Origin of the sequence: Alicyclobacillus kakegawensis NBRC 103104, assembly GCF_001552655.1 — a bacterium.
In the GTDB taxonomy this organism is placed as follows: Bacteria; Bacillota; Bacilli; order Alicyclobacillales; family Alicyclobacillaceae; genus Alicyclobacillus_G; species Alicyclobacillus_G kakegawensis.
This window is the reverse complement of the sequence record NZ_BCRP01000013.1, coordinates 32923-56271: the sequence shown is the minus strand read 5'-3', so window position 1 is coordinate 56271 and position 23349 is coordinate 32923. Positions and strand designations below refer to the sequence as shown.

Below are 23349 nucleotides of genomic sequence, written 5' to 3'. Positions count from 1 at the left end.
GCCTGCGGGCTCAATTCATGCGTCAAAGAGGCGGGTGAAGGGAATTGAAGCTGGACACCTTTCTCAAGTTTGGTTCCTTGGCGTTCCATGTCGCCCAGGATGAAAGGGTGCGGGAGTTGGTCAAGATCGCCCACCAGGGCGTCAAACGGAGAGGGCTTCTAGCGCCTCCGGTCCCACCCATTCACAGCCAGCGGCCGCGTATACCGTTTGCTCCCCCCATGCATCCCCCGCATCACCAGCCAAAACGGTGAGCGGGTACGGCCGCCGTCAGGGCCCGGCGATTCCCTGGCGGCTCAAGACCGGCTCCGCCTCATCCAGACTGGACACTCTTCCGGCAACATCTTGAAAGACCACGTGCGAACGCGTGAACTGGACAGGCGAATTCAGACCGGCCGCAGCCGCCAGCCGAAACAAGCCCTCCCGCATCGTGACCACGTAGTTAGCCACTCGATACTTCTTTTCGTCCACCACGAGGGCCTTCTCCAGAGCCGGATTGGTTGTGGCGACCCCAACCGGACAGATATTTGCATGACACTTCAGGGCCTGAATGCAGCCCACCGTGATCATGAACCCGCGCGCTATGTTGACCAGGTCCGCCCCCATGGCCAAGGCGACCGCCACCCTGTCGGGTGAAAATAATTTTCCGGAAGCTATCAGCCGCACCCGGTCACGCACCCCGTGGCGGATCAGGGCAGCGTCAACCAGACGCAGCGCCGACTTGATGGGCAGTCCCACGGTATCCGCCAGCTCTTGATAAGAAGCTCCCGTCCCGCCTTCCCCGCCGTCGATGGTGATAAAATCCGGCCCTGCCCCGGATTGGCGCATGTACGCCGCCAACTCGTCAGCCTGTTCCGGACTGCCGACCACCATCTTCATTCCCACGGGTTTGCCGGTCGCGGCGCGGATGCGCTCCACAAAATCGAACAGTGACGGCAAGTCGTCAAACTCGTGGAAACGGTTGGGACTGTCGATAGGCTTGTAGGGTTCCACCAGACGAATCTTGGCGATTTCAGGTGTGACCTTGTCGCCGTCGATATGACCGCCACGCGCCTTCGCTCCCTGTGCCAGTTTCAACTCAAAGGCGCGCACCTGCGGCAATTCCGCTTTGCGCCGCAGTTCGTCCCAATTGAACCGGCCGTGGGCGTCGCGCACCCCGAACAGTCCGGGACCAATCTGCATGATGATATCCACTCCGCCGGCCAGGTGGTAGGACGACAGCCCACCTTCCCCCGTATTCATCCAGGTTCCCTTGGCGATGGCCAGGCCGTGCGAGAGAGCCAAGATGGCGTGGCTGCCCAGGGCGCCAAAGCTCATGCCGGACATGCCAATCTGACCCTTGACCACAAACGGGTGCGCTACCCCCGCGCCAATCGTGATGGCGTCCTCGTCGGCCAACAGGTACGCCAACGGACTCGCATCCACCCACTTCTCCTTTCGTTGTCCAAACAGCGGATCGGACACCAGGACATATTTTTTGCTTTTCACGCGCGTCTCGCGGTCCATCCGCAGCTCCTCCATTTGCTTGGGAAACATCGCGTTGCGGATGTAATACCCAGGCCTGTCGAAATCCCGCTGTGAACCGAAGCCAATCACATTGCGTTGATACTTGGCGCTCTTAACGATGGTCTCGTAATCGACACGGGAAAACGGTTTGCCCTCCGTGTCGCTGTTGTAAAGATACTGGCGCAGTTCAGGACCTATCTTCTCAAGAAAATAGCGCGCCATGCCAATGACGGGAAAGTTGCGCAGGACGGGATGCTGGTCTTGCCGCCGATCATGCACGTACAGCATCAGGACAATCCCCGCCAGCGCAAGCAGGAGAAGGCTGCCCAGGATGAAGGCGATGATGACGAAGACGTCGGCCACCGTTTGCAATGGATGCATGGACGATCCCCCTGTCATGACTGTGACAGGTTACAATGTTCGCGAAATCCCCCCCACTTATGCCTCGTCGCTCTGCCGCGACAGCAGATGGGTACGCGCTATGAGTGCGCCGTGATAGAATGGCGTCAGAGATAAGAGGGAGCAAAGGAGACAAACGGATGAACAGCAGCGACGATTGGGAGGTTTTGCGCACGTCGGACGCGGCGGCCGTTCAGGCACTGGCTGCCCAGCTGGGATGGGCGTTTCGCCGCCAACAGGTGCTGTGGCTTTTGACCTCTGGGTGGGTGATTGGTCTGCGTCGCAGCCGCCAATTGCTCGCGACCGCCGCCGTGTTCGCCTACCCACCCACATGGGCCTCCATCGGCATGGTCATGGTTCACCCTGATGTCCAACGGCGCGGCATCGGACGCCGCTTGGTATCCGCCTGTTTAGCCTACGCCCAGTCGCGGGCAGCCTGCGTGTCATTGGTCTCCACCGCGCCGGGCTACCGTCTCTATGAATCGCTGGGGTTTGAGACGGTCGGCTTCATCCACCGCATGCAGCGTCCGATTGGAGGCGACACGGCATCACCCGGCATCCACGCGGACGTCCTCATCGACGAAGAGACGGAAAATGACTGGCAGTTGGCGAGATGCGTGGAGATAAGCCCCAGAGACTGGTCCCTCATCGCCCGCCTCGACCAGGAAGCCAACGGCGCGCCCCGCCATCGCCTGTTCCTCTCCCCCGCAGATCAACCAGATAGACAGGCGCTGCGAAACCTCGCCCGCTTGTCCGTAGCCGCACGGAACCGCGAACGACAGCTCGTTGGCACCGCCGTCCTCGTGCCCAAACCCGGCGCGCTCACCATAGGCCCGCTGCTGGCAGAATCCCTGGCCGTGGCCAAGAGTGTGACCGCTGCCGCCGAACGGTTGGCAACCGGGATGATGCGCGTGGACGTGCCCAGTGCCCAAACCGAATTCCGCCGCTACCTTGAGCAGGCCGGTTGGCAGGAGACCATGATCTCGCCGCTGATGACGTGGCGAGGCGTACCGCTGCCCGGCCGGAGAGTTTGGCTTTACGGGCTGCTCGATCCGGCCCTGGGATGATGCCTTCCCCGCTGCAGACCCGTTTTCATGGGAGGAATTGGGGTGAACCGACAGACTCATTGGCAAACAAGCGCATTAAATCGGGAATGTGCCGCCGATCGGAAAGCACCAACAGGTGGTCATTCGCCTGCAGCCGCGTCGCCCCGCGCGGAACCAGAACGCTTCCGCCGCGAACGACGGCGTAACAGAGGGTGTTGGGCGGAAACGGAACCTCCACCAGCTTCCTTTCCACCAAGGGTGAATCCGCAACAATCTCCACCGGCAGGACAATCGCATTCTCCCGGGCTATCGCCACCAATTCAAACAGCCCTTCGGAAGGGGACGGATCAAACAGGTCAAGTCGTTTGGCGAACGGGACGACCGTCAAGCCCTGCACCAAAGTGGATGCCAACACGACGAAAAACACGGCGTCGAGCATGGTCCCGGGTGTATATACGGGGGCAAGCATGGCCGTCAAGACCAACACAATCGGCACGGCGCCCCGCAAACCGGCCCAACTCAAGAACACCTTTTCCCGCCAGTTCAATCCCATGCCCAGCGTGGACAGCCACACGGCTGTCGGCCGTGCCAGAAACAGCGCCCCGACTGCCAGTCCCAAGCCGGGCACTATAATGCGATAAACCCCTGTGAGATTCAATTGCAGCCCCAACACCACAAACATGATGATATGCATGGTCCACGAGACGCCTTCGTGGAAACGCAGGATGCTGTAGCGGTGTTCGAGACGATGGTTGGCCATCCACACGGAGGCCACATATACCGCCAGAAACCCGCTGCCATCGAGGACGCTGGCGACCCCGAAAGCGAGCAAGGCAAACGCCAGGGAGAGGGTTGGATAGAGCCCGCCTGTGTCCAGTTTAATCCGCTGGTTCACGAAGGAGCCTGCATACCCGATGGCCACGCCAGCAGCCAAGCCGACCAGCATCTGCAAACCGAACAGGACAACCACGTGCAAAGTGGCGGCCCCTGGCGAACCTGGCCCGTGTTCCGCCCATTCGATGAGGATGAGCGTGAGAAAAAACGCCATCGGGTCGTTGGTGCCGGATTCGACCTCAAGGATATCCACCAACCTGCGCCGCAAGGAGGCTCCGCCAAGGATGGAGAACACGGAGGCCGCATCCGTGGAACTGACAGCCACGCCCAACAGCGCCGCCGCATAGAACGGCAGATGGAGCAGTTCCAGAACCAGAACCGTCATGAACGCGGAGCTGATGAGCACGCCCAGCGTGGCCAATGACAGGGAAGGGGCCCACGCGTTACGGATGCGTGTCCAGGAGGTATGCAAACCACCTTCAAACAAAATGAGAATCAAAGCGACATAACCGAGGTACTGGGCCACGTGTTCGTCTATCCGCGGCGCGATGCCGAACCCGTTGGGACCGATGAGGACGCCTATCAAGACAAAGCCAATCAACGCTGGAAATCCAATGCGACTGTTCACCCGGGCTGAATAGACGCCAGCAATGAGGACAAGCGACAACAGCAGCAGCCCAACTTCCATTTTTCACCTCCTGGCCAACAGACGTATCTGTCCGCGTCTTATCTTAACAAGAGGCTCAAGAATTAGTTTACCAGACTCACCTTAAGATACAAAACCGCTCGATATCCCCAGCCATTCATAGATTCGGGGAAGCTGGACATGGTTGCGCACCACCTCGGCCAGGCGTGCCAACGCCTGCTCGCGCACCGCCTGCGCCCGCAAGGGCACCGAGTAAAAAGGTACGCCCCGCGCTTGACAGAGGCGACGCAACCAAGCATGCCGAAAATCGTCATTGTGGAGTATTCCGTGCAGATAGGTGCCGATGACACGGCCGTCCTCGGCGATACACCCGTCCACACGCGCCCGCCCGTCGGTGTCCGCCTCAAGACGGGCAAACGGCAGCACCGATTCACTTTGCCAATTCGTTTTCCCCATATGGATCTCGTACCCATCGACGCGCAGGGGAGCAAACGGGCCCATCAACTCCGCCCGGACCAGCGCGGTGCGCTTGCGTGGCAAAATTTCCGTGCTGACCGGAAGCAAGTCAAGTCCTGGCTCCTCGTCCGCCCCAGCCTCAATACCGTACGGATCGAGTACATGCACGCCCAGCATCTGAAAGCCCCCACAGATGCCGAGCACCCATCCGCCTGCCTCGGCAAACGATTGCAAGGCCTGTGCCCATCCGGACTCATGCAGCCAGGCCAGATCCAGCAACGTGCTCTTGGTCCCCGGCAGTACGACCGCGGCCGCGCCCCGCAGCTCCTCGGGCCGGGTACAAAAGTGAGCCTCTACCTGCGGCTCCAAAAACAATGGATCGAAATCGGTAAAATTGGCGATATGCGGCAGCCGCACGATGGCGATCCGGAGTTGGTGTGCGTCGGGGATCCGGTGCTGGTCCGTTGCCGGTCCTCCGCCTTGGTAGCGGACGGAGTCCAAGGCCACAGAGTCTTCCTCATCGATGCCGATGCGGGGAATGAACGGAACCACGCCCACGACCGGCAGGCCAGTCCGCTGCTCCAACCACCGCACTCCCTCGCGAAACAGGCTCGCATCGCCCCGAAAGCGATTGATGAGAATGCCTTTCACGCGCGCTCGTTCGTCCGCGTCAAGCAGCGCCAGCGTACCGACGATGGACGCGAAGACGCCCCCTCTGTCGATGTCCGCCACGAGCAGCACGTCCGCGTCCGCCATCGCTGCCACCTTGAAATTGGCGATGTCGCGCGCCTTGAGATTGACTTCCACCGGGCTCCCGGCCCCTTCGATGACCACCACCTGGTGGCGCTCGGCCAGGTAGGCGTAGCTTTCCTGCACGGCGTTCCACAGCTCACGCTTGTCGCCGGCAAAGTACTCCCTGGCAGTGACCGAGTCGTACACGCGCCCTTGCAAGACCACTTGGCTCTGGTGCGGACCGGTTGGCTTGAGCAGCACGGGATTCATATGCTCATTGGGAGGAATTCCGCATGCCTCGGCCTGCACCGCCTGCGCCCGGCCAATTTCGCGCCCGGAGGGGGTGACGGCGGAGTTCAGCGACATGTTCTGCGCCTTAAACGGGGCGACATCCACCCCGTCCTCGTGCAAAATGCGGCACAGCGCTGCAGTCAACACGCTCTTGCCGACACCCGATGCGGTGCCGACCAGCATGAGACTTTTGGCCCGGCGCGGAACAGGCTCTGGGATATGCGGCAGAGAGACCGCGGCGGGCCTGGACGCAGAGGAATGCAGGTAGCTCGTCACCGCTTGCCACAGCCGTTCATTCTCGGGACGGCTGCGGACGGCAATGCGCAAAAAGTTCGGTCCCAGCCCCGGAAAGTTGGCGCAGGAGCGGAGGAACAGTCCCTGCCGTTGGAGATACACAAGCAACCCCTCGACCGACGCGTCATTCCACCGAACGAGAAAGAAGTTGGCGTCTCCCGCATACCACCGCCAGTCTGCCTCCCTCCCCCAGCGCGCGGCAAGAAAATCCTGTTCCTCTGCCAACCAGCGCCAAGTCTCCTGCAGAAACGAGTCATCCTGGTAAGCGGCCGCTGCCGCTGCTTGCGCCAGGCGGTTGACGCTCCAAGGGTCTCGCCCCGCCTCCAAACGGCGCACTGTATCGGGGTGCGCGACGCCAAAGCCAAAGCGCAGGCCGGGCATGGCGTACACCTTGGTCGCTGAACGCACGGTCACAAGGCGCCGCGTTTGGGCAGACAGGTGAATGGCCGAGTGCGCGTCCCCGTCCTTCCGAAAATCCAGAAACGACTCGTCGCACAACACCCAGACGCCGCGTTCCGCCCAATCGAGGACGAACGGTTCCCACACCGAGCGGAAAAAGAAGCGGCCGCTGGGATTGTGCGGGTTGTTCAGGACTACGGCATCACCAGGTCGCACCGCCGCGTCCAGTCTCTTCAGGACCGGCTCCAGTCGCCCGGCCAGCAGTTCGGAGGCGGCAGTCAGTACATGGATGTCCGCTCCGCTGCGCCGGGCAAACCGCGCGTATTCTGCGAAGGCAGGTTCAACCAGGTGGACACGTGCTGGACGCAGCGCGCGGAAAAACAGATCGATTACTTCACTGGCTCCATTGCCGCAAAGGATACACTCTTCACCGACCTGAAAGCGTTCAGACAACACGCGCCTGACTTGGCGCTGATGGATGTCGGGGTAATGGCGGACGCTTGGCAGGGCGTCCGCTATGGCGGCCTGCACGGATCTCGGAGGACCTAAGGGATTGATATTGGCGCTGAAATCCACAATCTCCGTCTCGGCCAGGCCCGTATCCTCCATATAATCCTCTATTCGCCCACCGTGGACGTCCAGCATGGTCATCCCTCCCGCGCCAACAACGCCGCCGCCATCAACCACAGCAGCGTCTCAAGAGCCTCGTGCAGCGCCCCGTAGGTGTCTCCGGTCATGCCGCCAAAGCGCCGTCGCATCCAGGCTGTGAAGCCGACGCATGCCCCCAGCGTGAGCGCGCCAGCGGCAAGGACGTGCCAAGCAGGAAGCAAGGCCAGTCCACATAAACCCGTGAGGAAGGTAGCCAGCAAGATTACAGGCAACGGCAATCGACCGGCGTATATCGCCCCCAAGCCCTGCCCGGGTCGAGCCGCAGGCGCCATCCGCATGGACCAGACCATGCCCAACCGGGAGAGCATCGGCGCCCACCATAGCCACGCGTCCGGGATCAACCAAGGTTTGTCGCCGGCCGGCCATGCCGCCGGCACGGAGACCAAAGCTGTGTATTTCACCAAGATCATCAAGACGCAAAACACAACCCCGACGGCGCCGGAACGACTGTCTTTCATGACCGCCAGCGCCTCGTCTCGGGACCGCCTGCAGGCCAGAGCGTCGACAGTATCCATCCAGCCATCCAGGTGCAGGGCGCCCGTGCTCGCAGTGTACAGCGCAAGCGCAACGGCGGCACTCGTGCGCACAGGCAGCACAGCCGCCAATCCCAGATAAACAATCCAGAGAAACCCGCCGAGGCCAAGCCCCACCACAGGCACCAGGCCCATGCTCGCGTGCAGGTCGGACCCCCGAACTACGCGCACGCGCGGCGTTGGGCATACAGTCGCAAACTGCACTGCGAGCGTCAGCCAGCGGATAACCGCCAATACACCGCGCCCCCTATCGTCAAGGCCGCGAGCAGCAACCACGCGGCGCTGTCTAAATAGGAAATGACCCGCAAAACATCCCTTCGCTCAAGCGGCCGGGTGGCCTTGCCCAAGCGGGCGCGAACGGAGACCACACCCGCATACGAGTTGACACCGCCCAGCTGCACCCCCAAGGCTCCAGCCACGACGGATTCTGGGATGCCACCGTTGGGGCTCGGGTGCTTGTGGGCGTCCTCCCGCCATGCCCGCCACCCCCGGCGCATGCTACCGCCGCACAAGCCAGCGGCGCCCAGCAAGAGGAGGCCAGACAAGCGAGCTGGGACGTAGTTAAACCCGTCGTCCATGCGGGCGCTGAACCAGCCAAAGTACTGATACCGAGGGTTCTTGTAACCGACCATCGAATCAAGGGTGTTCACCGCCCGGTACAGCATCGCCAGCGAGGGTCCACCCAGAAGCCCGAACAATACCGGTGACACCACGGCGTCCACCAGGTTCTCGGCGACCGTCTCCAGCGCCGCCCGGACCACCTCCGGTTCGGACAGGTGAGCTGTGTCCCGACCGACAATCTGGCCCACCGCCAGCCGCGCGGCAGGCAGCCCCTCACACTGCAGGGCCTGATAGACGGAGGCCACCGCCGCCCGCAAACCTTTCCAGGCAATGGTTGTACTCGTCAGGACCAGTCCGCCCATCCACCCCAGCCATGGGGCGAGGTGATACAACAGGACGAGAAACATTTCCGAGAGGACCACCACCGGGGCGCACACGAGCAGCCACAAGGCGACACCCGCCCACCTCTGCGTCCGCGGACTGGCTTGCGGCCGATACAAGACACCCTCCACGCGGCGGACCCACCAACCCATGAGGACCACCGGATGCGGGATGCGGGCAGGATCGCCCACGATGCGGTCGCACAGCAACGCGGATGCGGCCAGAGCGAGATGGGATAATCCCGGTGGCCAGGCTATCATGGCGTCTCGGTCGAACCTTTCACAGTCACCGGTATCCCGGCCACCATCCAGACAACCGAGCTTGCGACGGCCGCCATCCGTTGATTCAACCATCCGAGCCAGTCGCGGTACTGGCGGGACAGGCCATCCGCCGGGACAATCCCAGCCCCCACCTCGTTGCTGACCATAATCACCGAGCCGACAGCCATGGTCACCGCATCCGCCAAAGCGTTCACGCGCCGCCGGTAAAGCTCCTCGGAGCACCCAGCGTACATCCAATTGTTGAGAAGCAGCGACAGACAATCCACGATGATAAGTTGATCCGTACGCTGACGGCGCAGGATGGGCACGATGTCGAACGCTTCCTCCACCGTCTCCCAATCGCGCGGGCGTGCCTCGCGGTGCCGCTCTATCCGGTCCGCCATTTCCTCGTCCGTCGCCTGCGCTGTGGCCACAAACGTCACCGACAGGCGTCTCTCCGCCGCCAACGTGCGGGCCAAGCGTTCCGCGTAGCCGCTTTTGCCGCTGCGCGCCCCTCCCAATACGAACACCGACTTCAACGGTTGGCCTCCTCTCCGGCCTGCACAGCTGTTGACGGCCGCTGCGCATCACCCTCCCTGGGGTACAGGTACGTGAAGCGAAGGTGAGCGTGAGCATCCGTGAAGACCTCGGCTTCCACGCCAAAAACGTCGCGAAGGGCGGCTGCGGTCAGCACCTCCTGTGGCCGTCCGCACGCATACACGCGCCCTTTGTCCAACAGGAGCAACTGGGAGCAATAGCGGGCCGCAAACTCCAGGTGGTGGATGGCCACAACCACCAGCCTGCCGGCGTCTGCCAGTTCACGCAGGCGCTGGAGCATGTCGAGCTGATAGTGCACATCCAGGTTCGATATCGGCTCGTCAAGCAACAGCACTGGACTCTCTTGCGCCAAGCAGCGGGCGACGCCCGCCCGTTGCCGTTCTCCCCCAGACAGCTGTGACAGGGGCACATCCTCGTATGAGCCAAGTCCCATACGTGCAATCGAGTCGTGGATGACCTGCCATCCGTGGCCACCCACCCCGCCCCAAGGGCTTCGGTGTGCGTAGCGCCCCATCTCGACAAACTCACGCACGGTGAACGGGCAGTCCTCTGGCAGCTGCTGCGGCAGATACGCCAACCAGCGCGCCCGCTCCCTGCTGGCAAGCCCCCGCAAAGGGCGCCCAGAGAGCGACACCGTACCTGTGGCAGCGGGCAGAACCCCGGCGATGAGCCGCAGCAGTGTCGATTTCCCCGCCCCGTTTGGGCCGACGACGCCGATCACCTGGCCGCCCCGCCAACGCGCGGATACCGCCTGCAACCGGGGGGGTAAACCCAGCCCGGCGAGTTCCAGGTCAATTCGGACGCTCAACCTTTCGCCCCCCGTTCGAAGGCTTGGTAATGCCGGCGCAGCAGGTAGAGGAAAAACGGGGCCCCCAAACAGGACGTGACGACGCCCACGTTCAGTTCCACTGGCTGCAGCGCCATGCGCGCGAGCACATCGGCCAGCGCCAAGAGGATACCGCCGCCCATCGCCGAGGCCGGAAGCAGCAGACGATGGCGCGGACCTACCCACATCCGCACCAAGTGCGGGACTATCAAGCCCACAAAGGCGATGACACCGCTCACGCTCACGCACGCCCCGACGACAAGGGCGGAAGTGGCAAACAGGACCTGTTTGGTACGCTGCAACGGGACGCCGAGCCCTTCCGCCTGCTCTTCGCCGAGCGACAGGATGTCGAGCGCGTGTGCGTGCCCCAGGTAAACGACGAATCCGCCCGCCACGAACACCAAAATCATCCATACATTCATCCACGTCGTGCCATCCAGCCCGCCCATGAGCCAGAACAACATCTGCTGCATCGTCTCCAGCGGCGCCAGCGAGAGCAACAGAGTGACCATGGCGCTGGAAAAGGAACCGACGGCAACGCCTGCCAAAAGCAGGGCATGGATGGCGGTCTTCCCCTGCAGGGTGGCAAGACGGTAGATGACATAGACCACAAGCAGCCCGGTGACGAACGCGCCGACGGGAGTGGACCAAGCGTTCAGCTGGGCCAGACCGGTCTGAATCGTCAACACCGCCCCCAACGAGGCGCCGCTGGAGACGCCTATGACGGCCGGATCGGCCATGGAGTTCCGAAACACGGCTTGCAGCACGGCGCCCGTCGCCGCGAGTCCCGCCCCGACGAGAACGGCCGCCAGGGCGCGCGGCCAGCGAATGGCCCCCATCACCACCGCATCGCCGCTGCGCGCGCCATGCAAATAAGCCCAGGTGTCTGGAATCAGGCGTCCCGCCGGAATCATCATGGGACCGATGGAGACCTCCAAGGCGGCGGCCACTGCGAGGGCCACCGCCAGACTGCACAGCACCAGCAGGGCGGAGACGCGGGTCATGGGCGGGCAACCGTGACCTTGGGCAGGTCGGCCTTCGGGTACAGGACATGGGCCACATCCCAAACGCCCTTGACCACATACTGGGACACACTTCCCAGGTCAGCGCTGTTGATCACGTACACCCGGTGGTTTTTCACAGCCGACACTGTTTGCAGCTTGGGGTCTTGCAGGATCTTGTTGACAAACGATTTGTCATCCGAAGCGTCGATGATGACGTCCGGGTTCAACTTGACGACTTCTTCATCGCTGATCTTGGCCCATCCGTTCAACTGGGAAGCCGCGTTTTTGCCGCCAGCATGGATGATCACATCGTTGACCGTCGTGTTGCGCCCGGCCGCAAAGCCATAGGAACTGTAGTCCAGCACGGTGACCGGCTTTTCCCTCTTCACGGCTTGATGAATGGCGGTCAAGCTCCGCTCCATGTCCCGCACCACCTGGCGAGCTTTTGCCGGTTCGCCGACGAGCTTGCCGACGACGCCGATGTTGCGCTCGATGTCGGAGATGGAGTTGAAGTTGTCAAACTCGTATGTGGGCACGTGCGCCTGCTCAATCTGCTTCACGGCTCCTGGTTTGGTATAGGACGCCAAGAGCACCAGGTCGGGCTTGGCGGCCAGGATCTTCTCCGCATCGGTGGCGGCGTCGGAGATGGTGGGAATACCTTTGACGAAGGAGCGAACATTGGAGTAGCTGGGATCTGCCGCGTAGGAGGTGACCATAGCGATTCTCTTCTTGGGCACCAGCGCCGTGAGGATTTCGTCCGTGCCCTCCGTCGCGGATATGATGCGCTGAGGCTGCTTGTCCAACGTCACCTTGTGGCCAACATCGTCGGTCAGCGTCAGGGGATAGTGCACAGTTTGCGCGCTGCCGGTTCCGGACGCGCTGTTGCCGCCGGACAGGTTCGCGCCGGACGCATGGTTGCCCGCTCCTGGGCTACCGCATGCGGCCGCGAGCGCGGCGGCGAGCACAGCTACTGTGGTGACTGAGATCATCTTGCGCTTCAACATGGAACCCTCCATCCACCAGTCTGGAGCGTCCCCTTGCGAGTCGTTTGCGAGTGGTCATAGAAAAACTCCGCCCGCAGGCAGAGTTCACGCACTGGGTGAAAATCCCCGTCGGCGCACTCAACCTCTCCTCGAAGGTTCAGCTCGCACACCCGTCAGGCAGGTCTCCTGGCTCTCAGCACTGACCAGCGAACGCCTTCCCACAGCTTAGCCGCAGTGACGCCCGCCCAAACCGCTGATCACAGTGGCGGGACCGCACCGGATTCGCACCGGTTTCCCTATTCTCCCTGCTCACGCAGGGCACCTGACAGGCGAAATGATAGTTTGTCCACCGAAATTGTACAGAAGTCGCCAACGCACTGTCAATTGTCCGATTTTCTGTCCGCCTTGGGTGCCGCGTGCGGTTCTCGAAACACTTCCCCGCTGCGCTCATAGACCACATCGCCAAGCTGGCGGCGGGCATTGACAGCCCGCGCGAGGACAAACAAGAGGTCGGACAGCCGATTGAGGTAGGTGAGCGCCGGTAGGTGGAGTTCCTCCTGCTGCATCAAGGCGACAGCACGGCGTTCGGCCCGCCGCACCACGGTGCAGGCAACGTGCAGGGCGGCCGCCGCCGTGTCGCCGCCGCGGATGATGAACTGGCTGAGGTGTCCCGCCTCCGCCTGATATTTGTCTATCATCGGTTCCAGTTCCGCGGCCGCGGTGTCGGGTGTTCGATACGTGAAACCCGCGTCCGGGGGTGCCGCCAGGTCGGCCCCGACATCCCACAGGCGCTGCTGGACACCGCCCAAAAGGTCGAGAATATCAGCGTCCTCGTCAGGCCTGAGGAAACTGCAGGCCAAGCCCAGAAACGCCCCCGCCTCGTCCACGCTGCCGTACGCCTCGACGCGCGCGTCCGACTTGAACCTGCGCTTGCGGCCAATCAGAGTGGTCTTTCCTCTATCGCCGCCGCGGGTGTAAATGCGCATGCGCCGTTTGTCCCTCCGCTCATCCGCCGTAAAACAGGCCCAATTCGCCCAACGTCAGCGGCTTCCCCTCGCGATGTACACCGGCATCGATGACCTCCCCGACGACCAACACATGGTCGCCTCGGTCATTGTGGTCCACCACCTTGCACTCAAACCAAGACAAAGCGTCCTTCAGAATGGGGCTGCCTGTCGTCGCCGTGTAAAACTCGATGTCCCCGAATTTGTTGCCGACCCGCGAGACCGGCTTGAAGAACGCGAACGCGAGGTCTTTCTGTCCGCTTTCCAGCACGTTCACCGAAAACACGCCGCTCTCCAGAATTCCGTCACAGGAGCTTGTTCCCTTCTTGACTCCCACGGCGACAAGAGGCGGCGTAAATGAGGTTTGGGTCACCCAGTTGCCCGTGAACGCATTTACGTCGTCGCCGACCTTCGTACCAATCACGTACAACCCGTATGTGATGCCTCTGAGCGCGGTCTTTTTCGCCTGTTCGTCCATCCGTCATCGCTCCTTTATTATGATGAAGATTGTGCTGCCAAGATTGCGCAGGAAAACCTGGCCAGTTGCTTCCTCTTTCATCTTCTCGCGGGAAACAAAAAATTGCAAGCGCCACCCGGGTCTCCCCGGGTGGCGCGCCAGCGGCCAACGCGGTGCTGTTATGACAAAGAATCGGGCTCCTCTTCGGGCGGCTTCGGCGGGCGCAAAGAAGCGAACAAAAACAGCAGGCCGACCACCAGAACCAACAATCCCCACCAAAGGTCCAGGTTCAGCGGGACATCGGGATTGCCGGGATGCTTGACGGCACCGTAGATGGCGATGATCAGCCCGTCAAAAGTCAACAGAACACCAATCAAGCGGCGCAGATCGAGAAATCGGTTGTGCGGGGACGGTGCCATGGTGTCTCACCCCTTACCAGAAGATAATGTCGAGAGCAATGAACATCGCCAGTGAGATGCAGCCCAACACGCCAGGCCGCTTGTACCACGGGTACCCCTTGTACGAACGGTATTTCGTCACCCCGTAGACGAGACCTTTCAATTCTTCGTCGGACTTAGGTTTGGTCACGAGACTGACGAGCACGCAGACCCCAGTCGTAACCACCCATACCCACCAAGCGCGCCAGAAGTTGCCCGCGTTGGGCGTGGCGAAGTGGAAGGGCAGGAAAAAGTAGAAGATGAACGCAAACGCAATGCCGGAAACCAATCCCCAGAACGCGCCCCAGCCGGTCGCGCGTCTCCAGAACATCCCGAGCAAAAACACGCCGAAGATGGGAGCGTTAAAGAACGAGAACAGCGTTTGCATATAGTCCATGATGCTCGGGAAGCCGGCGGCGATGTACGACGTGGCGATGGAGATGAGCACCCCGACCACCGTGGCGATCCGCCCCATCCACAGGTAGTGCGCATCCGACGCATCCTTTTTGATATAAGCCTGGTAGATGTCATAGGTCCACACGGTGGTGAACGCCGTGATGTTACCGGCCATGCCGCTCATGAAGCTGGCCATCAGGGCTGTGATGCCGAGGCCTATCATCCCCACCGGATAGTATTTGGCCATCAACAGCGGGAACGCCAAATTGTAACTCGTCCCGTCCTTGCCGATGTGCGGAAAGACCGCCAGCGCAATCAGTCCCACCACTACACTGATGAACGGGATGAACATCTTGATAAACGACGCGTAAATCGGCGTCACCTGGGCAGCCCGCATGCTGTTGGCCGCAAACGTTCGCTGCACGACCAAAAAATCTGTGGTCCAGTACGCAAACGAAGTCACGAAGCCGAGGCCGAGCACAACGGCGACCCAGTTGGCCCCAAGCGAATTGTTGGCGCTTCCAAGCCCTGCCCAAACGTGGGAAAAGTCGGCCGGCACGCGGCGGGCAAGCCCGCTCCAGCCGCCGAGGTTGTGCATGCCAATCACGGTCACCGGCAAGAGCCCCAGAACAATCAAGAAGAACTGCGTCACCTCATTGAAGATGGACGACGTCAATCCACCCAGAAACACATACACGACGACAATGGCGGCCGACACCCAGATGCTGGTGTTCAACGACCACCCGACCAGGGTTTGAAACAGGATGGCCATCGAATACAGACCGATGCCCGAAACCAGGATGGTCATCACCGCGAACGCGGCCGCGTTCACGCCGCGCGTGGCTTCATTGAATCGCAGCTTCAGGTATTCCGGCACGGAGCGGGCACGCGACGCGTAGTAGAACGGCATCATGTACAAGCCCATGAAAACCATGGCCGGAATCGCGCCAATCCAGTAAAAGTGGGTTTGTGTCATGCCGTATTCGGCCCCACCCGCACTCATGCCGATGATCTCCGTGGAGCCCAGGTTAGCCGACATGAACGCGATACCGGTTATCCAAGCCGGCAACGCCCGTCCGGAGAGAAAGAAGTCTTCCCCAGTGGTCGTTTGCTTGCGCAACAGGAATCCCACCGCAAGCACAAAAACGAAATAGGCTACCACAATCAGGTAATCGATCCCTGACGGGTGGAACAGGGCATGGCCCATGGTTCGTCACACTCCTAGCGGGAAGGAACGTAGGATCTTCGGACATTGGTATGCACATTGGTACGTACATCTACGACGTCTTAGATTCCTTTATATGCCTTTCGATGTGATTTCGAGAAGAACCCCTCCTTGGAATTCCGGATTTGACATGGAAATGTCACGAAACACGTGTCTATTGTAGCGAATTCATCAACCGCTTTCAACAAACACCCAGCAAACCACGCCAATTTTGGCATGGTTTGCATGCTTATCAGAGATTCATTTGTACGTACATTTTGTACGTACATATAAGAGAATCGAAACAAAGCCGAAAGATCCAGAGCATTGTCGTCTCACGGCCGCACAACCGGACGAATCGCACGGTCAGCAAGGCCACAGAAGCTAGACTAGACTTGTTCGCTCACCCCGGCTTCCTCAAACGTCGCCGTCTCCGTGAACACACGTTGGGCCGCAAGCAAAAGCGGCAACGCCAACAGGGCGCCGGAGGCCTCGCCAAGCCTCAGTTCCAGGTCCAGCAGCGGCTGCAGCCCCAAAGCCGAGATCACCATACGGTGCCCTGGCTCCGCCGAAACGTGCGAGGCCAGCAGATAATCTTTCACATCGGCGGCCAATCGGTACGCCCACAGGGCTGCGACCCCGGTCATGAGCCCATCCAGGAGGACCGGCATGCGGTGGGCGGCGGCGGCCAATATCGCGCCGCCCAGGGCCGCAATCTCCAGCCCGCCCAGAGCGGCCAAAACTTGCCAAGGATCTTCCGCATCCGGGTGGTTGACGTCCAAGGCGCGTTCAATTACGTGGACCTTGTGTTCCCATTGGGCCTTTGAGATGCCGGTTCCCGTCCCGACCACCTGAGACACCGGCCACTGGCCAAGCACGGCCGCCATGGCGGCAGCGGGGGTCGTGTTGGCAATCCCCATCTCGCCGACCAACAACAACCCGCACCCAGCCGCGTGGGCCTGGTTAACGGTGTCAATCCCGGTGCAGACTGCCGCCTCCGCCTCGCTGCGGGTCATCGCCGGCCCTGCGGTAAAATTGCGCGTACCCGCACGCACTCGTCGATTCAGGATGCCAGGGTGGCGCAAAGGCGCTGTCACACCCACATCCACCACCTGCAGGCGAACCTGGTGCTGCCTGGCCAGGACGCTGCTGACGGCCCCGCCGCTGGCGATATTGACCGCCATTTGGGCGGTGACCTCCTGCGGGTAGGCCGAGACCCCTTCGGCGGCGACACCGTGATCGGCAGCAAACACCAGACAAGTCGGCTGTTCCAAGCGCGGGGCGGGAGAAGCCACCATGGCCGCAATCCGCACCATCACGTCTTCCAGCCGGCCCAGGCTGCCGGGCGGCTTCGTCAGTCTGTCCAACCGGAGGCGAGCAGCATCGGCCGCGGCAGACGACACGGGTCGAATCCTCTGCAGGCAATCTTGAATGGCCGGTTGTACAGCCACGTTCCCTCACTCCTCCGGCGGCAGAGTCAGCATTTCCTCATGCAGGCCCTGGTACATGTCCGCCTCTGATTTCGCGATGTCGCGCCCCACCCGAAACATCATTGCCAATTCACGCGGCTTTGTGTATCGACTCAAAATTTCGCGACACAGTTGGTAATGCCGCGGTTCATGCTCGTCCGCGTGCACCTCCCAAAAGCGCACGTCCAGTCTCCTCTCACGGTTGTACTCCGGCCGTGTGAAGCCCTCCCCGATAGCTTTCATCACACGCCCGGCAAACATTTCGGATCCCAAGCCAACAGCCGCCATGGCCTCCAACGGGGTGGCGTTCTGAAAGAAGCGGATGAACGTGTCGACAGCCCGCTCGACGGCCGGCGACATCGGCTGCAGCGGGACTCCGCGCTCATCAAGGGGCACCTCGGGATACACGGAAAAGAGAAAGGTTTTGTACAGTTCCTCGTGGGAACGACCAGGCACTCCCCGACCGGCCTCGTCCCACAGGTTGTCGGCCAGCGGCACCCACCAATCAGCCAGTGGAGCCATCGCGGAAATGGCTGCTCCCAGGACCCTCGGGAAGTGTCGAGAATAGTAGCTGTATTGGACCGCAAAGTGGCGCACTTGGTGCGGTTGATAGCGCCCGGATTGGAGGGAGGTCAGAAACGGGGCGGCAAAAAAAGCCTCCGTGACAAACGCATCCAGGGCTCGCTCGACATCCTCGTAGGTCGTGAACTGTTCTTCGTCGTACACCGGACATCCTCCTTATACACTGGCGTTCACACCCGGCGCAGGCTTCGCCCACCCAGGCACGTCTACTGTACACCAAGCCTGCGCATGGGCTCCAGGGTGATGACGGCAGACTATTCCCAGGTCACGCGCGACAGCAGGATTTTGGCTCCCGGAGGTCGAAGTCGAAATGTGCTTGGTTACGGCCATCTTCTTGACCGCGCTCTCCGCGGGCGGACCAAACGTCCAAATGGTGTCGAGCGTGCTTGCCGGCCTGACACCGGCATTCATCAGTAGAGCGGGACGGAAAGGGTGTGACGCATGATGACCGTACTGGCCAATCCCCGGCTTGGTACCACCACTCTCGCCCTCGCCGTGCCTCTAGCGCTGCCTGCATTGGGAGGAACGTTTTCGGCCCGCACCGGTGGGGTGAACATCGCGATGGAAGGCATCAATCCGCGGCGATGATGCCACGGCCCCTTGTCCTATCCATCGTCGGGGTTCAGGATGCCGGCAAAACGCGGTTGATTGAACGCATCCTGCAGGTGTGGACGAGACAGGGTTGGCGCGTCGCGGTGATTAAACACGACGGTCACCTATGGGAGAACGCTCCAGACGATTGGGAAAAAGCGTCCTCCGACACCGAGAGATACATCCACAGCGGCGCGGTGGCCACCGTGCTGGCAGGCGGCGGGCGCACCTTGTGGCGGGACATGGCAGACCAGGCGGCGGAGCAACCCCTGGTCCTCTGCCGCCGGCTGGCGGATCGCGCCCGTCGACAGGGGCGTTCACTGGATGCCGTCCTGGTCGAAGGCTTTAAGTCCCACCCGCTTCCCAAGCTGGCGATGATCCGCCAAGCGAGCGAGTTGAACTGGCTGGCTGGCTCGCCTATGAACAACCTGCGCGCCGTCGTGACCACCGAGGGGCTCATGGAGGCGGCAGCCGCCCTCGCCGTTCCGGTGTACAGGGACGGAGCGGTGGCGGAGTTGTGCGCGGATATTGAGGCCGGACGATTGGGTGACATGAGGCTGGTGTCTGGATGAGAAAGGCCCAGGAGGGATGCGGTTTGACCACGATGCTAGGCCTGGACGGCGCCTTTGACCGGCTGTTGCAGCTGCACCGTCCCGTGCGCAGCGAGCGGATACCCGTCGCCCAGGCTTTGGGCCGCATTACCACGGCGGCGGTCAGCGCACGCGCCTCGGTTCCCCCGTTCGCCCGCGCCATGATGGACGGCTACGCGGTGCGGGCGGAGAGCGCCCAGCGCGGCGCTCGCTTGCGCCGGGTTGGGTGTGTGCTGGCCGGCGACGAGAGCGCTGGCGAGGTGCACCCGGGCGAGGCCGTCCGCATCATGACGGGGGCCCCGCTGCCTCCCGGAGCCGACAGCGTCCTGCGCTTCGAGTGGTGTGAAGACGACGGCGAAGACGAGGTCATCGTGCTGCGCTCCATCCGGGAAGGTGAGTCGGTCCAACCCGCTGGAGATGACGCACGAGCGGGCCAAGTTATTGTGCCGAGCGGGACTCGTCTGAGCGCCCGCCACTTAGCCGCCTGCAACGGCTTCGGCGTCCCCGAAGTATCCGTGGCCGTACGCCCGACTGCCGCCATCGTGATAACCGGCAGCGAACTCGTGGCAGACCCCCAGCAGCCGCTGCGTCGCGGACAGATCTACTCAACCAACGACGCCTTTTTAGCCTCCGCTCTGCTGGAAGACGGGGTGGACATCACCAGCGTGCAAACCGTGGCGGATGACGCATCCGCCATCCGCGCCGCGGTGACCAGCCTCTCGGGAGTGGACTATCTCGTGCTGAGTGGAGGCATATCCAAGGGTGACGCCGATCATGTTCCCAAGGTCCTGGCGGACCTGGGAATCACCCCGGTCCTCGAAAAGGTCTGGATACGGCCCGGCACCCCGCTTCTGGCCGGATTATGGGGAGAGACGGTGGTTTTCGCTCTCTCCGGGAACCCAGCAGCCTGCCTCATCCAGTTTGAAGTGCTGGTCCGTCCGGTCATTCGCCGCAGCCTAGGCTGGCTGGACACCCCCTTCCCCGCTTCAGGAGCTCTCACGCGGCCCCTCAGCCTCAAGCCTGTCAAGCACACGCGCGTGCTGCGGGCGCGTGGATGGATAGAATCGGGCCGCGTCTGGGTAGACACAGCGACATCCCAGTCGCCAGGAGTGCTATCCAGCCTGGCCGATGCCAATTGCCTGGTGCGCGTCGACGATGTATCCTGCCCGCCGGGCACCGTGGTGCCCCTGCGCTGGTTGCACCCAGGCAGTTAATCCCAGCCGCGGCCCCAACCTTCTCCTCCGTGCGATACGGGCTCCTCCATATGAATCCGATTACATCACATCCGTCTGTTATATTTCCTGACACAAACAGTTTTCATTCCCCTGCCTCCCCCGCATAATGGGTGAAAGAACAGCCAGAGAACGGAGATGGATCGATGGGAAACAACTTGGCGCTGGGGCTCAACACGGTATGGGTGGTGTTGACCGCCTCGATGATCTTCTTTATGGAGGGTGGTTTCGCTCTCCTGGAGGCCGGCCTTATCCGCTCCAAGAACCACGTCTCCATTATCATGAAGGTCTTCGTCGATCTCATCTTCGGTGTATTGGCTTATTACGTAGTCGGCTTCGGCCTGATGTTCGGCCGCGACGCGGGCGGGGTCATCGGCACCTCTGGGTTCGCCCTTTCGGGATCATTGACGCACCTGCCAACAACGGTGCCTCACGACGCCTTTTGGCTGTTTCAGGCCGCGTTCGCGGTGGCGGCCGTCAGCATCGTCAGCGGCGCCGTGGCGGAGCGGATGAATTTCAAGGCGTACCTCCTGTTCGCACTCATCATGACAGCAATCATCTATCCGGTTTCCGGTCACTGGATATGGGGGGCTGACGGCTGGCTGAACCGTCTGGGCATGCGCGATTTTGCGGGATCTGCCGCCATCCACGCCATGGCCGGCATGTCCGCGCTCGTCGCCGCCCGCTCGTTGGGACCACGCATCGGGAAGTTTGACGCCGCTGCCGGCGCTAACCCGTTTCCTCCCAGCAGCGTCCCCCTGGCCGCCATCGGTACCTATGTCCTGTGGTTCGGCTGGTTTGGGTTCAACGCCGGCAGCACGTTGGATGCCCAAACTCCCGAACTGGCCCCTATCGCCGTCAATACCCTGCTGGCTTCCATCGCCGGTGGCGCCAGTGCGCTGACATACACGCTCGTCACTTCCGACAAGGCGGACGTCCTGGCCACCATCAACGGCATCTTGGCCGGTCTGGTCGCCATTACGGCCGGCTGCGCCTATGTCGGCGCCTGGGGCGCGCTCGTCATAGGAGCTTTAGCAGGGGTTCTGATGATCTTCGCCACCCGCTGGGTCGACGCCTTGCATGTGGACGATCCGGTGGGAGCCGTCGCGGTCCACGGCGCCTGCGGACTTTTCGGAACCGTGATGGTCGGCGTGTTCGCGGAACAGGGCGGCCTGTTGTTCGGGGGCGGCATCCGTCTCTTGGCCGTGCAGGCTCTCGGGGCCGTCGCAGTCTGCCTGTGGGGAGCGGTTTTGACATTCGGCACCCTGAAGCTTATTGCCTGCTTGATGCCACTGCGGGTAAGCGCGGCCGAGGAGGACATGGGCCTGGATCTCAGCCAGCACGGAATTTCGGCGGCGCATGGCGATTGGGGCAGCACCGTCCCGCGTTCAGGCAGGGCCGCTCACCTAGGACACCGGGTGCAAGCCGCAGCCTCGTTGTCCCGTCCGGTCCGCGAGTAACCCCGCCTTTGTCGGTCAGCGAGCCACTGGCGGTGAAGCAAGCCGCGGCCGGCTGACCGCTTGGCTGGTGGCGTCCAGCCGCAAGTTGCCTCAATCGTGCTCCGTCAGTGCCGCTGTTCCCAGTCCGCCATCGCGCACGTCCCGTCTGGCAACCCCAGTCTGGACGGCGGCTTCGGCCACAGCTCTGCGCACCGATTCCACCACGTGCGGATTGAAAACACTGGGAATGATATACTGCTCGTTCAATTGGTCCTCGGGCACGCAGGCAGCAATCGCCTGGGCGGCGGCCAGCTTCATCGCTTCGTTAATCTCACGCGCCCGCACATCCAGGGCTCCGCGGAACATGCCCGGAAAACACAGGACATTGTTGATTTGATTCGGATAGTCGGATCGGCCCGTGGCCATCACACGCACATAGGGCTCCGCCTGCTCCGGCAGAATCTCCGGGGTGGGATTGGCCATCGCGAAAACAATCGGATCGGCCGCCATCGCCTGCAGGTCCTCGACACGCAAGACCCCCGGCCCGGACACGCCAATGAACACGTCCGCCCCGCGGATGGCGTCTGCCAGGGAACCCGACCGCCCCGCCCGGTTGGTGTTTTCGGCGTACCACTGTTTGATGGGGTTGTCGTACGTCTTGCCGGATTCAATGATGCCGGCGCGGTCGCAGCCGACCACCTCGCGCACCCCCGACGCCAGCAAGATCTTCGTACAAGCCACGCCCGCCGCGCCGACGCCACTGACCACGACGTACAAGTCCTGCATACGCTTTCCTACAATTTTGAGCGCGTTCAAAAGACCCGCCAGCATGACCACCGCCGTGCCATGTTGGTCATCGTGAAACACAGGGATGTCCAATTCCCGGCGCAGCCGTTCCTCAATTTCGAAGCAGCGCGGAGACGAGATGTCCTCCAGGTTGATGCCACCGAACACAGGCGCCAATCCCTTAACCATGCGGATAATTTCCTCCGTATCCTGGGTATCCAGGCAAATGGGAAAGGCGTCCACATCCGCAAACTGTTTGAACAGCATCGCCTTGCCTTCCATCACGGGAAGAGCGGCCTGCGGGCCGATGTTGCCCAAGCCCAATACGGCCGACCCATCCGTAACGACGGCCACGGTGTTGCGCTTGATGGTCAGTTGAAACGCCTTGCTCGGGTCCTGGTGGATGGCTTGACAAACCCTCGCCACACCGGGCGTGTACACCATCGACAGGTCGTCACGGTTTTTCACCGGCACCTTCAAGTGGGTGCCAATCTTGCCGCCCAGGTGCACTAAGAACGTCCGGTCGGACGCGTGCAGGATCTCGATCCCAGGCCGCGCCTGCAAGGCGGCAACCACGCGCTGCCCGTCTTCGTCGCTGCGCACGCTCACCGTGATATCCCGCACGCTGTGCTCCTTGGCGGCGTAGTGCACATCCATGGCGACTATATCCCCACCCGCCTCCGTGATGGCGGCATACGCTTCGCTGAACCGCACACCCTTGTCAATGCGCAGACGAAACACGAGCCTCAGTTCATGCCCACCCGAATTCGCCACAGAATCTCCTCCT

Annotated in this window: 21 protein-coding genes and 1 riboswitch; of the genes, 5 read left to right on the top strand and 16 right to left on the bottom strand. The window is 62.0% G+C overall.

Annotation, left to right across the window (positions count from 1 at the left end; all coding sequences use genetic code 11):
* Positions 1-267: 267 nt before the first annotated feature.
* On the bottom strand, positions 268-1884 hold the full coding sequence (locus AK2_RS11055) for an FMN-binding glutamate synthase family protein (RefSeq protein WP_067934320.1): 1617 nt from the start codon (positions 1882-1884) through the stop codon (positions 268-270).
* 158 nt (positions 1885-2042) lie between these two features.
* On the opposite strand from AK2_RS11055, the gene AK2_RS11050 reads away from it, so the two are divergent.
* Positions 2043-2969: a GNAT family N-acetyltransferase gene (locus AK2_RS11050; RefSeq protein WP_067934318.1), complete on the top strand. Its 927-nt coding sequence runs from the start codon at positions 2043-2045 to the stop codon at positions 2967-2969.
* Positions 2970-2994: 25 nt separating this feature from the next.
* Here AK2_RS11050 and AK2_RS11045 read toward each other — a convergent pair whose 3' ends face one another.
* From AK2_RS11045 to AK2_RS10980, 14 genes are all read right to left on the bottom strand, one after another.
* A complete protein-coding gene (locus AK2_RS11045) occupies positions 2995-4470 on the bottom strand; it encodes a potassium/proton antiporter (protein ID WP_067934316.1) in 1476 nt (491 codons plus the stop codon).
* An 81-nt stretch (positions 4471-4551) separates the two neighbouring features.
* Positions 4552-7245 carry a cobyric acid synthase gene (locus AK2_RS11040; RefSeq protein ID WP_067934314.1) on the bottom strand — a complete coding sequence of 898 codons (2694 nt, stop codon included), beginning with the start codon at positions 7243-7245 and terminating at the stop codon, positions 4552-4554.
* A gap of 2 nt (positions 7246-7247) precedes the next feature.
* The gene (locus AK2_RS11035) at positions 7248-8036 is read right to left on the bottom strand and encodes an adenosylcobinamide-GDP ribazoletransferase (RefSeq protein WP_067928994.1); all 789 of its coding nucleotides are present in this window, start codon (positions 8034-8036) and stop codon (positions 7248-7250) included.
* Positions 8015-9004, bottom strand: coding sequence for an adenosylcobinamide-phosphate synthase CbiB (gene cbiB, locus AK2_RS11030; RefSeq protein ID WP_067928993.1), 990 nt, complete (start codon positions 9002-9004; stop codon positions 8015-8017). The genes AK2_RS11035 and cbiB overlap by 22 nt, the downstream gene beginning before the upstream one ends.
* Entirely contained in the window at positions 9001-9534 is a 534-nt protein-coding gene (gene cobU / locus AK2_RS11025) for a bifunctional adenosylcobinamide kinase/adenosylcobinamide-phosphate guanylyltransferase (protein WP_245632879.1), read from the bottom strand. The genes cbiB and cobU overlap by 4 nt, the downstream gene beginning before the upstream one ends.
* 5 nt (positions 9535-9539) lie before the next feature.
* The gene (locus tag AK2_RS11020) at positions 9540-10370 is read right to left on the bottom strand and encodes an ABC transporter ATP-binding protein (RefSeq protein WP_169794778.1); all 831 of its coding nucleotides are present in this window, start codon (positions 10368-10370) and stop codon (positions 9540-9542) included.
* Positions 10367-11392, bottom strand: coding sequence for a FecCD family ABC transporter permease (locus tag AK2_RS11015; RefSeq protein WP_067934309.1), 1026 nt, complete (start codon positions 11390-11392; stop codon positions 10367-10369). The genes AK2_RS11020 and AK2_RS11015 overlap by 4 nt, the downstream gene beginning before the upstream one ends.
* Entirely contained in the window at positions 11389-12396 is a 1008-nt protein-coding gene (locus AK2_RS11010) for an ABC transporter substrate-binding protein (RefSeq protein ID WP_067934306.1), read from the bottom strand. The genes AK2_RS11015 and AK2_RS11010 overlap by 4 nt, the downstream gene beginning before the upstream one ends.
* A 138-nt stretch (positions 12397-12534) precedes the next feature.
* Positions 12535-12716, bottom strand: a riboswitch (cobalamin riboswitch).
* Positions 12717-12755: 39 nt separating this feature from the next.
* Positions 12756-13361, bottom strand: a complete 606-nt coding sequence (locus tag AK2_RS11005; protein WP_067934304.1) for a cob(I)yrinic acid a,c-diamide adenosyltransferase — start codon at positions 13359-13361, stop codon at positions 12756-12758.
* A gap of 19 nt (positions 13362-13380) precedes the next feature.
* A complete protein-coding gene (locus AK2_RS11000; RefSeq protein WP_067928989.1) occupies positions 13381-13857 on the bottom strand; it encodes a flavin reductase family protein in 477 nt (158 codons plus the stop codon).
* A gap of 158 nt (positions 13858-14015) precedes the next feature.
* Positions 14016-14255 carry a hypothetical protein gene (locus AK2_RS10995; RefSeq protein WP_067928988.1) on the bottom strand — a complete coding sequence of 80 codons (240 nt, stop codon included), beginning with the start codon at positions 14253-14255 and terminating at the stop codon, positions 14016-14018.
* A gap of 13 nt (positions 14256-14268) precedes the next feature.
* Positions 14269-15876, bottom strand: coding sequence for a sodium:solute symporter family protein (locus AK2_RS10990; protein WP_067934301.1), 1608 nt, complete (start codon positions 15874-15876; stop codon positions 14269-14271).
* A gap of 386 nt (positions 15877-16262) precedes the next feature.
* Positions 16263-17324 carry a nicotinate-nucleotide--dimethylbenzimidazole phosphoribosyltransferase gene (gene cobT / locus AK2_RS10985; RefSeq protein ID WP_067934299.1) on the bottom strand — a complete coding sequence of 354 codons (1062 nt, stop codon included), beginning with the start codon at positions 17322-17324 and terminating at the stop codon, positions 16263-16265.
* Between the two features lie 6 nt (positions 17325-17330).
* Complete coding sequence (locus AK2_RS10980) at positions 17331-18068, bottom strand: iron-containing redox enzyme family protein (RefSeq protein ID WP_067934298.1); 738 nt, start codon at positions 18066-18068, stop codon at positions 17331-17333.
* Positions 18069-18365: 297 nt separating this feature from the next.
* On the opposite strand from AK2_RS10980, the gene AK2_RS16900 reads away from it, so the two are divergent.
* The 4 genes from AK2_RS16900 to AK2_RS10965 all read left to right on the top strand — a co-directional run bounded on the left by AK2_RS16900 (position 18366) and on the right by AK2_RS10965 (position 21797).
* Entirely contained in the window at positions 18366-18512 is a 147-nt protein-coding gene (locus AK2_RS16900) for a hypothetical protein (RefSeq protein ID WP_174521155.1), read from the top strand.
* The gene (locus AK2_RS10975) at positions 18509-19087 is read left to right on the top strand and encodes a molybdopterin-guanine dinucleotide biosynthesis protein B (RefSeq protein ID WP_067934295.1); all 579 of its coding nucleotides are present in this window, start codon (positions 18509-18511) and stop codon (positions 19085-19087) included. Before AK2_RS16900 ends, AK2_RS10975 begins: the two co-directional genes overlap by 4 nt.
* 32 nt (positions 19088-19119) lie before the next feature.
* The gene (locus AK2_RS10970) at positions 19120-20319 is read left to right on the top strand and encodes a molybdopterin molybdotransferase MoeA (protein ID WP_245632878.1); all 1200 of its coding nucleotides are present in this window, start codon (positions 19120-19122) and stop codon (positions 20317-20319) included.
* A 164-nt stretch (positions 20320-20483) separates the two neighbouring features.
* The gene (locus AK2_RS10965; protein WP_083521103.1) at positions 20484-21797 is read left to right on the top strand and encodes an ammonium transporter; all 1314 of its coding nucleotides are present in this window, start codon (positions 20484-20486) and stop codon (positions 21795-21797) included.
* Positions 21798-21887: 90 nt separating this feature from the next.
* Here the strand turns inward: AK2_RS10965 and AK2_RS10960 are convergent, their stop codons facing one another.
* A complete protein-coding gene (locus AK2_RS10960; RefSeq protein WP_067934289.1) occupies positions 21888-23336 on the bottom strand; it encodes an NAD-dependent malic enzyme in 1449 nt (482 codons plus the stop codon).
* Positions 23337-23349: the final 13 nt, after the last annotated feature.